Origin of the sequence: Isoptericola sp. NPDC019482, from assembly GCF_040632295.1 — a bacterium.
Lineage (GTDB): Bacteria > Actinomycetota > Actinomycetes > Actinomycetales > Cellulomonadaceae > Isoptericola.
The window spans coordinates 1-14,373 of record NZ_JBEYBQ010000020.1 but is presented as its reverse complement, the minus strand read 5'-3'; the positions used below and the strand labels follow the sequence as shown (position 1 = coordinate 14,373).

The window sequence follows — 14,373 nt, the reverse complement described above, 5'->3', positions numbered from 1 at the left end:
TCACTTGAGGAAGTCGGGAACGTCGAGCTCCTCGGCCGGACGGCGCGGCTCGTCGAACAGGCGCGGCACCTCGACCGGCCGCTCGACGGTGACCCCCTCGCCCTCGGCGTCCTCGACCACCGTGAACGGGCGGCGCTGCTCCGCGGGCCGCGCGCCCGCCGGCGGGGCCGGCGGTGCGTCGAGGCTCACGGGGACGTCGTCCGGCTCGGCCTGGATCGGGCGCGGCTGCACGGGGACCGCCGGCACCGACGCGGTCGCCGGCTGCGGCGCGCGCGGCGGGGCGGTCTGCAGCCCGGGCCGCGGCGCGGAGGTCGCCGTCGTCCCTCCCTCGCCGACGGTGACCGTCGGCTTGGCCGGTGCGCCGGCGATCTGGCCGAGACCACGGCCGTCCTTGCGGGCCTGCGGCACGCCGCCGTCGAACCCGGCGGCGATGACGGTGACCCGCACCTCGTCGCCGAGCGCGTCGTCGATGACCGTGCCGAAGATGATGTTCGCCTCGGAGTGCGCCGCCTCCTGGACGAGGCGCGCCGCCTCGTGCACCTCGAAGAGGCCGATGTCGCTGCCGCCCTGGATGGACAGGAGAACGCCGTGGGCGCCGTCGATGGACGCCTCGAGCAGCGGCGACGAGATCGCGAGCTCGGCGGCCTGCACGGCACGGTCCTCGCCCCTCGCCGAGCCGATGCCCATCAGCGCGGACCCCGCACCCTGCATCACGGACTTCACGTCCGCGAAGTCCAGGTTGATGAGGCCCGGCGTCGTGATGAGGTCGGTGATGCCCTGGACGCCGGAGTGCAGCACCTGGTCGGCCGAGTGGAACGCGGCGATCGCCGAGACGCTCTTGTCCGACATCGACAGGAGGCGGTCGTTGGGGATGACGATGAGGGTGTCCACCTCCTCGCGGAGGGTGTCGATGCCCTGCTCGGCCTGCACGGAGCGGCGCCGGCCCTCGAAGGTGAAGGGCCGCGTCACGACGCCCACCGTCAGCGCGCCGAGCGAGCGCGCGATGCGCGCCACCACGGGCGCACCGCCGGTGCCGGTGCCGCCGCCCTCGCCCGCCGTCACGAAGACCATGTCGGCGCCCCGCAGGACGTCCTCGATCTCCTCGGCGTGATCCTCGGCCGCCTTCTTGCCGACCTCGGGGTCGGCACCGGCGCCCAGGCCACGGGTGAGCTCACGGCCGACGTCGAGCTTGACGTCGGCATCCGACATCAGCAGCGCCTGCGCGTCGGTGTTGATGGCGATGAACTCGACACCCTTGAGCCCGACCTCGATCATGCGGTTCACGGCGTTCACGCCGCCACCGCCGATACCGACCACCTTGATCACTGCCAGGTAGTTCTGCGGAGTTGCCACGTCGTTGCCTCTCGGGTCGTTCCTTGTCCCGACGTCCGGTCCTCGCTCCCCCGTCGTCCCACCGGCAACCCGTGAGGGCTAACCTTAAGGTTCGAGTTGAGGGTTAGAGTTATGTCAGGTTGCTGCTGCGATCGACGGTAGGCGGCGCGGCGGGCGCGACGCCGGACGTGCATCGGCGTGTCGCACGCGCCCGGTGCTTGCCTCACCCGCCCGCGCGTGCCGCGTCGGCCCCACGCCCGTCATCGCGCCCGCCAACGCGCCCGTCAACGCGCCCCTCATCGGGTCACCGGCAGCTCGGGCGACGAGACGTCGATGGTCCGCGCGCCGTCGTCGAGCTTGCGCAGGGTACGCACCGCCTCGACCTTGAGCGGGAGGTCCGAGCTCCCACCCCACCGGACGGTGGTGCCGTCCTCCAGGACCGTCTCGACGGCGTCCTGCGTGTCGGCGCTCACGTGCTCCACCTTGCCGGCGAGCTCGGCGGGCAGCGCCGCCAGCACGTGGAGCGCGGCCTGCAGCGCCAGCGCGTCGTCCAACGGCACGTCCACCTGCGGCAGGCCCTTCGGGGCCGCGTCCCGCGTCGCCACGCGCACGCCCGACGAGTCGAGCAGGGCCAGCCGGTCGCCGTCGGGCACCGCGGCGACGGGGACGCGCGGCGTGAGCTCCACCGCGAGCCCGTGGGGCCAGGCACGCGCGATCCGCACGTCCTCGACCCCCCGCAGCCCGAGCACCTGCTCGCGCATCGCCACCGTGTCGAGGCGCGGCAGCGGCGTGCCGTCCGGCGCCTCGAGGATCTCCCGCACCGCGGCCTCGTCGACGTAACGTCCGGCCCCGGACACGGTCACCTCCGCCTTCTCCAGCGCGAGCACGGGCGACCAGAGCGCCACCCACGCGAGGCCCCCGACCAGCGCCAGCGCGAGCACCCACGCGAGCACCCGTCGCCACGTGCGGTGCCGGCGCATGGCGGTGCGCTCCGCGAGCCGGTCCGCCATCGCCGTCGACACCCGCGGCGGGACCTCCTGCCCGGCCGGGACCACGGCCGTCGCCGCGGTACGGGGACGGGACCGCGCGGCCTCGGCGGGCGCCGCCCTCGGGGCCGTCTTCGGGGTGGCCTTCGGGGTGGCCTTCGTGGTTCCCGTCGCGGGCCCCCTCGAGCCACCCTTCGTCCCACGGGTCCCCGTCGGCGCCCCGGTGCCCACCGACGGCGTGCCGGTCGGCGCGGTCGCCGCCGATCGTCCGGACGTCGTGCGGCCCGACGTCGTGCGGGTCGGGCGCGGGCGGGCTGGCGGTCGCATCACCCCATGGTCTCGTCGGGGGCGGCGGCCGCCGGCGACGCCACGCCGGAGGTGCGCGCCGCGAGGTCCGCCAGGATCACGGGGCCGAGCTCGGTGACGTCGCCCGCGCCCACGGTGAGCAGCACGTCTCCCGGGCGGGCCAGGGCGGAGGCCACGTGGGCCGCCTCGAGCCGGTCCTCGACGGCGCGCACTCCCCCGCCGGACGACGTCCGCTCCAGCAGGTCGGTGATCGTGCGCGGGCCCACCGCCGGGTCGACGTCCTCGCGGGCCCGGTACACGCCGGTCACGACGACCTCGTCCGCGAGCGAGAGCGCCGCGGCGAACCGGTCGGCGAAGATCCGCGTGCGCGAGTAGAGATGCGGCTGGAAGAGGACGACGATGCGACCGTCGCCGGCGACCGGCCGGGCCGCCCGCAGGAGCGCCTCCACCTCGGTGGGGTGGTGGTCGTAGCTGTCGAAGACCCGGACGCCGTCGACCTCGCCCTTGGGCTCGAAGCGCCGGCCCGTGCCGACGAACGTCCCCGCGGCACGGGCGGCGTCCGCCGGCTCGGCGCCGAGCAGCACCGCCGTCACCACCGCGGCGGTCGCGTTGAGCGCGTTGTGCGCTCCCGGCACGGCGAGGCGCAGCTCGCGCGGCTCGTCGCCCAGCGGGCCGCCCGCGACGACGGCGTCGACGGTCCCGGCCCCGACGGCGACGTCGCGCACGCGCACGTCGGCGCCCGCGGCCTCCCCGTACGTCACGACCGTGCCGCCCGCGGCCCGGTGCGCGTCCGCGAGGGCGGCCGAGCCGGCGTCGTCGGCGCACGCCACGAGCGTGCCGCCGTCCGCGATCCGGTCGGCGAACTCCTCGAAGGCCTGCTCGAAGGCCCGCTGCGAGCCGTAGTGGTCGAGGTGGTCCGGCTCGACGTTCGTGACGACGGCCACCGTCGGGGCGTAGTTGAGGAACGAGCCGTCCGACTCGTCCGCCTCGGCCACGAGCACGTCGGACGTGCCGAGGTGCCCACCGGGCACGGCGCTCTCGCGGCCCTCGGCGTCCCGGACCCGCACCGTGCCCCCGATCGCGAACGACGCGTCGACACCGCACGCGCGCAGCACGGTCGCGACCATCGCCGACGTCGTGGTCTTGCCGTGCGCGCCGGCGACGGCCACCGCCCGGCGCCCCAGCATCAGGGACGCGAGCGCCTGGGAGCGGTGCAGCACCCGGATCCCGGCAGCGCGGGCCGCGGCGAGCTCCGGGTTCGTCTCCCGCACCGCGGAGGACACCACGACCGTGTCGACCAGGGGCGCGCCGTCCGGGCCGACGACGTGCGCCGCGTCGTGACCGACCCAGACCCGCACGCCGTCCGCGCGCAGCGCCTCGAGGGCGGGCCCGTCCGCCGCGTCGGAGCCCTGGACGTCCACGCCGCGTGCCGCCAGCAGGCGCGCGACGACGGAGACCCCCGCGCCGCCCACGCCCACCAGGTGCACGCGGCCGAGCTCTTCCACGGGCAGTGCCGGGGGCCGCGGCGTCCCCGCCGCGCTCATGCCTGCTCCCCCGCGCCCGAGGCGCCGTTCGAGCCGGCGCCGGCCTGCGCGACCGCCTCGGCGACCAGGTCGGCCACGCGGGCGGCGCCGTCGCGCACCCCGGTCGTGCGGGCCGCGGACGCCATCGCGTCGAGCCTCGGCCGGTCGGCCAGCAGCGCCGGCACGTGCTCGGCCACCCAGGCGGGCGTGAGGTCGGCGTCGTCCACGAGCAGGCCGCCGCCCGCCTCGACCAGCGGCGCGGCGTTGAGCCGCTGCTCGCCGTTGCCGATGGGCAGCGGCACGTACACCGCGGGCACCCCGAGCGCCGCGAGCTCGCACACCGTGCCCGCGCCGGAGCGGGCGACGACCAGGTCCGCGACCGCGAGCGCGAGCTGCATCTCGGACAGGTACTCGCGGACCTGGTAGCGCGCGGCCTCGAACCCGCCCGCCGCGGTGGCGGCGTCGACGGCCGCCCGGACGGGCCCGTTCTTGCCCTTGCCCGTGAGATGCAGCACCTGGACGCCGGCGCGCAGCAGCGCCTCCACCGACCCGGCCAGGGCGGCGTTCACCGACGCCGCGCCCGAGGAGCCGCCCGTGACGACGAGCGTCGGGAGGCCGGCGTCGAGACCCAGCGCGTCGGCGGCCTGCACGCGCGCGGCGAGCGCGTCGGCCTCGCGGGCCGAGACGAGCTCCGCGATCTCGGCCCGCAGCGGGAGACCGACGACCTGGGCGCCCGGCAGCGGGGTGCCCGGGAACGTCGCGCCGACGCGCGCCGCCCAACGGGCGCCGAGCTTGTTGGCCAGGCCCGCGCGGGCGTTCTGCTCGTGGATCACCACGGGGACGCCCTTGCGCCGGGCCGCGAGGTACGCGGGGGTGGAGACGTACCCCCCGAAGCCGACGACGGCCTGGGCGCCGATCTCGTCGATCGCGGCCTCGGCCGCCTTGACGGCCGCGCTGAGGCGGCCGGGCAGCTTCAGCAGGTCGACGCTCGGGCGCCGCGGCAGCGGCACGCGCGGGATCGGCCACAGCCGGTACCCGCGCTCCGGGACCAGATCGACCTCGAGGCCCGACGTGGTGCCGAGGGCGAGGATCCTGGCCTCCGGCTCGCGGGCGCGGAGCTCGTCCGCGACGGCGAGGAGGGGGTTGACGTGGCCGGCGGTGCCGCCCCCGGCGAGGACGACGGACGTGACTGCAGAGCTCTTCACAGGCAGGACCCTATCGGCCGCCGTCGCCCCCGCGGCGTCGCCCTCTCCCCTCGGCGCCGCCCGCCCGGCCCCGCCGCGAGAGGACCGCGACCGAGCGCTTGACCACGCTCCGGCGCGCGGCCAGGGCCTCGGCGGCGCCCGGCTCGCTGCGCGCGAAGCTGATCACCACGCCCAGCGCGACCATGGTGGTCACGAGGGCCGACCCGCCCGCCGACACGAGCGGCAACGGGACGCCGATCACCGGCAGGACGCCGATGACCACGCCGATGTTCACGAACGCCTGGCCCACGACCCAGCAGCCGATGGCCGCCGTGGTGATCTTCACGAACGGGTCCGGGTGCCGGCGGACCACCCGCGCCATCGCGACCCCGAGGACGGCGAACAGCGCGAGCACCAGCAGCGTGCCGAACAGCCCCAGCTCCTCGCCGATGACGGAGTAGATGAAGTCGTTGTGCGCCTCCGGCAGGTACTTCCACTTCTCCCGGCTGGCGCCCAGGCCCACGCCGAACAGCCCGCCGGTGCCGAGCCCGTACATCCCGTGGATCGACTGGTAGCACTGCCCCTGCGTGTCCGTGCACGTGCCGTACGCGGCGAGGATCCGGGTGAGTCGGTCGGAGCTGCCCTGGTTGAGGATGAACGCCCAGCCGACCACCAGCGCCGCCCCGATCCCACCGACGACCAGCAGCGACGCGGGCGCCCCCGAGACCCAGTAGGCCCCGAGACCCAGCAGCGCCAGGATCAGCGCCGTGCCGAGGTCGTGGCCCGCCATGACGAGTCCGAGGACCGCGGCGAGCCCGAGCACGCCGGGCACGATCGCCTGGCCCCACCGGCCGAGAAGGTGCTGCTTGCGGCCCAGCACCGCCCCGAGCCACACCGCAAGCGCCAGCTTGGCGAGCTCGGAGGGCTGGAACTGGATCGGGCCGACCACCAGCCAGTTCCGGTTGCCGTTGACGAGCTTGCCGACGAACGGGACGGCGACGAGCATCGCGAGCGAGACGAGCAGCGCGGGCCAGGCGAGCCGCTTGTACCAGCGCACCGGCAGCCGGGCGGCGACCAGCATGAGCGGCAGGCCGATGAGGGCGAACCGCGCCTGCACCAGGAACGCGGCGAACGGCGAGTCCCCTGCGGCGATGGAGGTGATCGTGGAGCTGGACAGCACCATGACGAGGCCGATGACGAGCAGTAGCCCGGTGGCCCCGACGAGGAGGTAGTAGCTCGTGACCGTGCTGTTCCACTGCCCGAGCCACGGGCGGTCGGCCCGCTTCGACGGCGTGCGCTTCGTGGAAGGGCCCGTCGTGGGCCTCGCCCTCGTCGACGGACGACCGGCCGGCTGCCGCGGCCCCCGTCGGGCGCCCGTCGTGACCGCCATCCGGCACCTCTCGCTCGTCGTCGCGGCGTCGTGCCGCTACAGCTCCGCCACGGCCGTGGCGAACGCCTCCCCCCGCTGGGCGTAGGAGGCGAACTGGTCCATGGACGCGCCGGCGGGCGCCAGCAGCACGGTGTCCCCCGGACGGGCCAGGTCACGTGCCGCCGCGACCGCGCGCCGCATCACGGTCCCAGTGTCGCCGGGATCGACCACGACGACGGGGATCTCGGGCGCGTGTCGGGCCAGCGCCCCCCGGAGCGGCTCCGGGTCGACGCCGATGAGCACGGCCGCGTGGAGGCGGTCGGCGCGGTCGGCGACGAGGGAGTCGAACGACGCCCCCTTCGCGAGCCCGCCCGCCACCCACACCACGGTGCCGGGCGCGTACGCCGCGAGCGAGGCGGCCGCCGCGTGCGCGTTGGTGGCCTTGGAGTCGTCCACCCACGCGACGCCGTCGAGCTCGCGGACCTGGGCGATGCGGTGGGCGCCGGGCCGGAACGCGCGCAGGCCGTCGCGGACGGCGGACGCGGGCACGCCGTGCGCGCGGGCGAGCGCCGCGGCCGCGAGGGCGTTGGCGACCACATGGGGCGGCGGGTTGCCGCCCCCGGGCGCGAGGTGCGCCAGGTCGGCGAGGGTGCCGAGCTCGGCGGCCGTGCGCTGCCGGTCGCGCGCGCCGGGCTCGGTGTGGAAGGCGCGGTCGACGAGCACGTCCTCGACCACGCCCAGCTGGCCGGGGCCGGGGGCGCCGAGGGTGATCCCCACGGCGAGGGCACCCTCGGTCACGTCGGCGTCGCGCACGAGCTGCTCGGTGCGCGGGTCGGCCGCGTTGTACACGCACGCCACCTGCGCGCGGGCGTAGATCCGGCACTTGTCCGCCGCGTACGCCTCGAGCGACCCGTGCCAGTCGAGGTGGTCGGCGGCCACGTTGAGCACCGCCGCCGCCTCGAAGGACGTGGTGAGCGTGTGGTGCAGCTGGAAGCTCGACAGCTCCACGGCCAGGACGTCGAGCGACGGGTCCTGCGCGGCCTCCACGACGGGGGTGCCGACGTTGCCGACCGCCGCGGCGCGCAGGCCCGCCGCCGTGAGGATCGACGCGAGCATCTCGACCGTCGTCGTCTTGCCGTTCGTGCCGGTGACGGCGAGCCAGGGAGCCGGCCCGGGCGAGCCGGCGCGCTCGACGCGCAGCCGCCAGGCCAGCTCGATCTCGCTCCACACGGGGACGCCCGCGGCGCGGGCGGCGGCCAGCAGCGGCGTGCTCGGCGCCCACCCCGGGGAGGCGACGACGAGGTCCGCGCCCGCGACGACGCGTTCTGCCACCGCCAGGTCGTCGGCGTCCCGCACGTCGGCGTCGTCGGCGCGCCCGTCGACCGTCACCACGGAGGCCGCACGCCCTGCCGCACCGCCCGCCAGGGCCGCGACCACGGCGCGCCCGGTCACGCCGAGCCCGGCGACGACGACGCGGGCGCCGTCGGGCAGCGCCCGCGGGCCGGGCTCGGTCACGTGGCCACCCACTCGGCGTAGAAGACGCCCATGCCGAGCGCCGCGAACAGGCCGGCGATGAGCCAGAACCGGATGACGATCGTGACCTCGCCCCACCCGGACAGCTCGAAGTGGTGGTGCAGCGGCGCCATCTTGAACACGCGCTTGCCCGTCATCTTGAAGAAGCCGATCTGGATGACGTCGGACATGACGATGACGACGAAGAGACCGCCGATGATCGCGGCGAGGATCTCGGTGCGCGACAGGATCGAGATGCCGGCCAGGGCGCCGCCGAGGGCGAGCGAGCCGGTGTCGCCCATGAAGATCTTCGCGGGGCTGGCGTTCCACCACAGGAAGCCGATGCACGCGCCCGCGATGGCCGCGGCGACGATCGCGAGGTCCTGCGGGTCGCGCACCTCGTAGCAGCGCGGCCCGGCCGCGGCGAGCCGCTGGCAGGACTGGTTGAGCTGCCAGATGCAGACGAGGACGTAGGCGCCGAAGACGATGATCGAGACGCCGGTCGCCAGGCCGTCGAGGCCGTCCGTGAGGTTCACCGCGTTGGACCACGCGGTGATGAGGAAGTTCGCCCAGATCACGAAGAGGATGAGGCCCACCGTGACGCCGGCGAACGCCAGGTCGAGGTTGGTGTCGCGCAGGAACGAGATCCGCGTGGACGCGGGCGTCCGGGCGTTCGCGTTGGGGAACTGCAGCGCGAGGACCGCGAAGCTGATCCCGACGAAGCCCTGGCCGATGATCTTCGCCTTCGGCGTGAGGCCCAGGGACCGCTGCTTGCGGATCTTCGTGAAGTCGTCGAGGAAGCCGACCAGGCCGAGGCCCGTCATCAGGTACAGGCACAGCAGCGCCGACGCGCTCGGCGGCCTCCCGGCGACCAGCATGGACACCGCGACGCCGACCAGGGCCGCCGCGATGATGACGACGCCGCCCATCGTCGGGGTGCCGCGCTTGGTGAAGTGCGCCGTCGGCCCGTCCTGGCGGACGAACTGGCCGTAGTTGCGGTGGATGAGGAACCGGATGAACAGCGGCGTCCCGAAGAGCGCGACGAGGCCGGAGACGCCGGCCGAGACCAGGATCGCGATCACGGGGCGACCTCCGACGCGGCGCCCGGCACGGCCGGCCCGCCCGCGGCGAGCTCGTCGCCGAGCCGCCACAGGCCGGACCCGAGGGAGGACTTCACGAGGACGACGTCGCCCGGCTCGAGCGCCTCGGCGAGCACCGCGCGCGCGGCGTCGAGGTCAGGCACGAAGACCGACTCCTCTCCCCAGGACCCCTCCTGCAGGGCCCCTTCGTGGATGTGGTACGCCCCGTCGCCGACGACGACGAGGAGCTTGACGTTCAATCGGACCACGAGGCGGCCGATCTCGTCGTGCGCGGCGCGCGAGCCGTCGCCGAGCTCGAGCATCTCGCCCAGCACGGCCACCGAGCGGCGCGTGCGGCCCGCCATGACGGCGAGCGTGCGCAGCGCGGCGCGCATCGAGTCCGGGTTGGCGTTGTAGGCGTCGTCGACCACGGTGACGCCGTCCGGGCGCTCGGTGACCGCCATGCGGTGCGGGCTGACCGGCGTGGCACGCGAGAGCCCGGCCGCGACGCCCGGGACGGTGCCGCCGAGGGCCAGGACGACCGTGGCGGCCGCGAGCGCGTTGCTCACGTGGTGCGCGCCGACGAGCCGCAGCTCGACGGGGGCGGCGTCCGCCCCGCCGGCGACGAGCGCGAACCGGGCCCTGCCCGACGGGTCGACCTCGACGTCGGCGCCGCGCACGTCGGCCGAGGAGATCGTGCCGAACGTGGTGACGGTGTGCTCGGGGGCCGCGAGAGACGCCATCGCCGCGACGCGCTGGTCGTCGGCGTTGAGCACCACCGTGCCGCCGGGCACGACGCCCGAGACCATCTCGGCCTTGGTGCGCGCGATCGCCTCGACCGACCCGAACTTGCCCACGTGGGCGACGCCCACGGCGAGCACGACGCCGACGTCGGGCGGCGCGATCCGCGTGAGGTACGCGATGTTGCCGGGACCGTCCGCGCCCATCTCGAGCACGAGGAACCGCGTGGCCTCGGTGACGCGCAGCACGGTGAGCGGCAGTCCGACCTCGTTGTTGAAGGACCCGGTGGGCACCACCAGCCCGTCCTCGGGCGCGACGCCGTCCGGCAGCAGGTCGGCGAGGAGCTGGCCCAGCAGGTCCTTGGTCGTGGTCTTGCCCACCGAGCCCGTCACCGCGACGACCCGCAGGTCGCCGCCGGCCCGCACGCGGGCGAGCACGGCGTGCGCGAGCTCGCCCAGCGCGGCCTGCACGTCGTCGACGACGACGGTCGGGACGCCCTCGAGCTCGCGGGCGGCGAGGACCAGCGCGGCCCCGGAACCCACGGCGGCGCGGGCGAAGTCGTGCCCGTCGACGTGCTCGCCGGGGAGCGCGACGAACAGCGACCCGGCCTCCACGCGGCGGGAGTCGACCACGACGGGCCCGGTCACGGGCGTCGCGGCGTCGGCGTGCAGCCGTCCCCCGGTCGCCTCGGCGACGTCGGCGGCGGTCAGCGCGATCATGCGGTGGTCCTCTCGTGCCGCCGCTGCAGCGCGCGGCGGGCCTCTTCGCGGTCGTCGAGCTCGAGGTCGACGCCCGCGACCTCCTGGATGGTCTCGTGGCCGCGGCCCGCCACGAGGACGGTGTCGTCCGCCCCGGCGTCGAGCACGGCCCCCTCGATGGCGGCCGCGCGAGGGGCGGCCTCGGTCACGACGACGTCGCGACCGGACTCCCGCGCCGCGTCCCGGGCCGCGCGGGCCCCGTCGAGGACGGCGGCACGCACGGCGGAAGCGTCCTCGCCGTGCGGGTCGTCGTCGGTGACGACGACGACGTCGGCGCCCTCGACGGCGGCCGCACCCATCGCGGGGCGCTTGCCCTTGTCGCGGTCGCCCGTGGCGCCGAAGACGACGACGAGCCGGCCGGACGTCGTCGGGCGCAGGGCGGCGAGCGCGAGCTCGAGGGCCTCCGTGTTGTGCGCGAAGTCCACGACGACGCGCGGGTGCCCGTCGCCGCCGGCGCCGACGACCTCCATGCGTCCGGGCACGACGGCCGAGAGGCCGTCGGCCGCGGCGAGGGCCTCGGCCACGTCCTCGACGTGCGCGCCGCCCTCCAGGACCATGGCGACGGCCAGCGCGGCGTTCGCCACGTTGAACCCGCCCGGCAGGGACGTCGAGGTGCGCAGGGAACGTCCGTCGACGTGCGTGAGCGTGAACGCGGAACCGGTGCCGTGCGGCGCGACGTCGGTGACGGTCCAGTCCGCCGCCGTCTCGCCGTCCCTCGTGGCGCGGGTGCGGAGCGTCGCGACGGGTACCTGCGCGGCGGCCGCCATGCGCTCGCCCCACACGTCGTCCACCACGACGACGCCGCGGCGCGCGTGCTCGGGCGTGAACAGCGACGCCTTCGCGTCGAAGTACGACTGCAGGTCGCCGTGGAAGTCCAGGTGGTCCTGGCTGAGGTTGGTGAACCCGACCACGCCGAACTCGATGCCGTCCACGCGGTGCATCGACAGCGAGTGGGACGACACCTCCATCGCCAGCGTGCGGACCTCCGCCTCGCACATCGCGGCGAGCAGCGCCTGCAGGTCCGCGGCCTCCGGGGTGGTGAGCCGGCTGGGCAGCACCGTGTCGCCCGCGCGCATCTCGACCGTGCCGATCAGGCCGCCGGTCCAGCCGAGGGCCCGGAGCAGGTGGTCGACCTGGTAGGTCGTCGTCGTCTTGCCGTTGGTGCCGGTGACGCCGAAGGTCATGAGGTGCTCGGCGGGCTCGCCGTACACCCAGGCCGCGACCGGTCCGAGCACCGCGCGCGGGTCCGCGGCGACCAGGACGGGCACGGCGGGGTCGAGCGCGTCCGGGCCCTGGGCGAGGGTCGCGACGCCGGCGGTGTCCGTGAGCACGGCACGGGCCCCGCGCGCCACCGCGTCGGCGGCGAACCGCGCGCCGTGGGCGTGCGCGCCCGGGAGGGCGACGAACAGGTCGCCGCCGGCGACGACGCGGTTGTCGGACGCGACCGAGGTGACGACGACGTCGGCGGGGACCTGCGGCCGGGAACCGGCCTCGTCGGGGGCCGCCGGCGTCGTCACCTCCAGCCCGAAGGTCAGGGCGAGGTCCCGCACCCGCCGGGGCGTCGTGCCCGCGGGCCGGATACGGGGAAGCGGGGATGTCACGGAGAAGAACCTACCGTCTGCGTGCTGCGGGCCCGGCACCCAGCGCGCCGGGCATGAGAACCGTCACGGACCTCGCGACGCGGGTCGACCGCTCGCTCACCGGGCCCTTCACCAGGTCGTTCACCAGGTGAGCGGGTAGGGCTTGAACGGCGTCGTGCTGGGCGGCACGTCCATCTTCTGCAGCGTGTACCCCATGAGGTCGCTGAACACCGGCGCGGCCACCACGCCGCCGTAGATCGACGACTGCGGGCTGCGCAGGAAGACGGACACCGTGTACCGGGGGTCGTCGGCGGGCGCGACGCCGATGAACGACGCCATGTAGGTGGTCCCGGACCCGGTCCACATCTGTGCGGTGCCGGTCTTGCCGGCCACGCGATAGCCCGGCACCCGGGCGTTGGCCGCCGTGCCCTCCTCCCCCACGACCGACTCCATCATCCGCATCACCGAGCCCGCGGTCTTCTCGGAGACCACGCGGTCCTTCCCCGGGGCCGCGGCGGGCGTGAACGTGCCGTCGGGGGCCCGCGTGCCGGCCACCAGGCTGGGCTCCACCCGGACCCCGCCGTTCGCGATCGTGGAGAAGACCTGCGTCGCCTGCATGGCGTTCACGGCCACGCCCTGCCCGAACAGGATCGTGTACGGGGTGCGGGCGTCGTGCGCCAGCGTCTGCTCCGAGGGCAGGATGCCGGCGGACTCCCCCGGCAGCCCGAGCCCGGTCGGGTTCCCGAACCCGAACTTGCCGAGGTAGTCGTAGCGGACGTCCAGCGGGATCTTCTCGCCGATCTGCACCGTGCCCGTGTTCGACGAGTGCGCGAGCACGCCCGCGAGCGTCAGCCGCTGGTCGGGGTGCTCGTGCGAGTCCTTGAACGACTCCCCGTTGGGGGTGGTGTACCGGTAGGGCACCCGGAACTGGCTGTCCGGCTTCCAGTAGCCCTCCTCGAGGGCCGCCGCCATCGTGACGACCTTGCCCGTGGAGCCGGGCTCGAAAACGTCCTTCACGGCGCGCGAGCCGTTGGCGACCGCGGACGTCGAGCGGTCGTTGGGGTCGACGTCGCCCGAGTCCGCGACGGCGAGCACCTGGCCGGTGCGCACGTCCTCCACCACGGCCATCGCGTACTTCGCCCCGGTCTTCGAGACGGCGTCGTCGAGCAGCTCCTCCGCCTTCCACTGCACGTCGGAGTCGATCGTGAGCTCCACGTCGCTGCCCGGCACCGCGTCCGTGGCGTCCCGCTCGGAGCCCGGGATCGCGACGCCGTCGCGGCCGCGCTCGTAGGTGACGCTGCCGTCGGTGCCGGCGAGCACGTCCTCGTAGGCGCGCTCGAGCCCGCCCTGGCCCACCTGGTCGCGGTCGACGAACCCGACGAGCGTGCCGGCGACGACACCCGCCGGATACGTGCGGCGGGAGGTGAGCTCGGTGCGGATGTAGGCCTGGAGGTCGAGCTTGGTGATCGCCCGCTGCACCTCGGGCACCGCGTTGCGCTTGAGGATCACGTACCGGTCGTCGCCGTTGAGCTTCGCCGCGAGCTCCGCGGGGTCCTCGTCCACGATCGGGGCGAGGAGCTGGGCGATGCCGAGGGCGCCGTCCTGCACCGTCCTGCCCGTCGCGGTGTCCACGCGCTGGCCGCCCTGGAAGCCCTGGATGGCGAGCGTGTCGGCCGAGATCGTGTACCGGTCGACGGAGGTCGCGAGCACGCGGCCGTTCGCGTCGACGATGTCGCCGCGGTGCGCGACCTCCACCGCGTGCGTCGTCCGCTTCTCCTGCGCCGTCGCCGCGAGCGACGGCCCCTGGAAGATCTGCACCTGGACCAGGCGGCCGACGAAGACCGCCAGCACGAGCGCCGCGACGACCATGATCCACCGCTGCCTGCGCTCGGGATCGCCCGGCCGCCCCCGGCCGGCGGCCCCGCCGCGCGGCCGGGGCGGGGAGCCCTCGCCCCGAGCCGGCGCGCGGACGGGCGCGCGGGCGGCCGTGGTCGCGGGCCGCC

Annotated in this window: 10 protein-coding genes; all 10 read right to left on the bottom strand. The window is 75.4% G+C overall.

Translation table 11 applies throughout. From position 1 onward, the window contains the following. Window positions 1–1,353 (bottom strand): cell division protein FtsZ, encoded by a 1,353-nt coding sequence (gene ftsZ / locus ABZ493_RS13905; protein WP_430582732.1) that lies wholly within the window; start codon window positions 1,351–1,353, stop codon window positions 1–3. Window positions 1,354–1,628: 275 nt separating this feature from the next. Next, window positions 1,629–2,354: an FtsQ-type POTRA domain-containing protein gene (locus ABZ493_RS13900; protein WP_430582731.1), complete on the bottom strand. Its 726-nt coding sequence runs from the start codon at window positions 2,352–2,354 to the stop codon at window positions 1,629–1,631. 290 nt (window positions 2,355–2,644) lie between these two features. Further along, window positions 2,645–4,168 carry a UDP-N-acetylmuramate--L-alanine ligase gene (gene murC, locus ABZ493_RS13895; protein WP_430582730.1) on the bottom strand — a complete coding sequence of 508 codons (1,524 nt, stop codon included), beginning with the start codon at window positions 4,166–4,168 and terminating at the stop codon, window positions 2,645–2,647. After that, window positions 4,165–5,352, bottom strand: coding sequence for an undecaprenyldiphospho-muramoylpentapeptide beta-N-acetylglucosaminyltransferase (gene murG / locus ABZ493_RS13890; RefSeq protein ID WP_430582729.1), 1,188 nt, complete (start codon window positions 5,350–5,352; stop codon window positions 4,165–4,167). Before murG ends, murC begins: the two co-directional genes overlap by 4 nt. A gap of 10 nt (window positions 5,353–5,362) precedes the next feature. After that, window positions 5,363–6,721, bottom strand: a complete 1,359-nt coding sequence (gene ftsW, locus ABZ493_RS13885; RefSeq protein WP_430582728.1) for a putative lipid II flippase FtsW — start codon at window positions 6,719–6,721, stop codon at window positions 5,363–5,365. Between the two features lie 36 nt (window positions 6,722–6,757). After that, entirely contained in the window at window positions 6,758–8,215 is a 1,458-nt protein-coding gene (murD, locus tag ABZ493_RS13880) for a UDP-N-acetylmuramoyl-L-alanine--D-glutamate ligase (RefSeq protein WP_430582727.1), read from the bottom strand. Then, window positions 8,212–9,294: a phospho-N-acetylmuramoyl-pentapeptide-transferase gene (gene mraY / locus ABZ493_RS13875; protein WP_430552283.1), complete on the bottom strand. Its 1,083-nt coding sequence runs from the start codon at window positions 9,292–9,294 to the stop codon at window positions 8,212–8,214. Before mraY ends, murD begins: the two co-directional genes overlap by 4 nt. Next, window positions 9,291–10,751, bottom strand: a complete 1,461-nt coding sequence (gene murF / locus ABZ493_RS13870) for a UDP-N-acetylmuramoyl-tripeptide--D-alanyl-D-alanine ligase (RefSeq protein ID WP_430582726.1) — start codon at window positions 10,749–10,751, stop codon at window positions 9,291–9,293. The genes mraY and murF overlap by 4 nt, the downstream gene beginning before the upstream one ends. Further along, entirely contained in the window at window positions 10,748–12,391 is a 1,644-nt protein-coding gene (locus ABZ493_RS13865) for a UDP-N-acetylmuramoyl-L-alanyl-D-glutamate--2,6-diaminopimelate ligase (RefSeq protein ID WP_430582725.1), read from the bottom strand. The genes murF and ABZ493_RS13865 overlap by 4 nt, the downstream gene beginning before the upstream one ends. Before the next feature lie 120 nt (window positions 12,392–12,511). After that, the coding region (locus ABZ493_RS13860; RefSeq protein WP_430582724.1) for a penicillin-binding protein 2 at window positions 12,512–14,373 on the bottom strand (1,862 nt) is incomplete at its 5' end.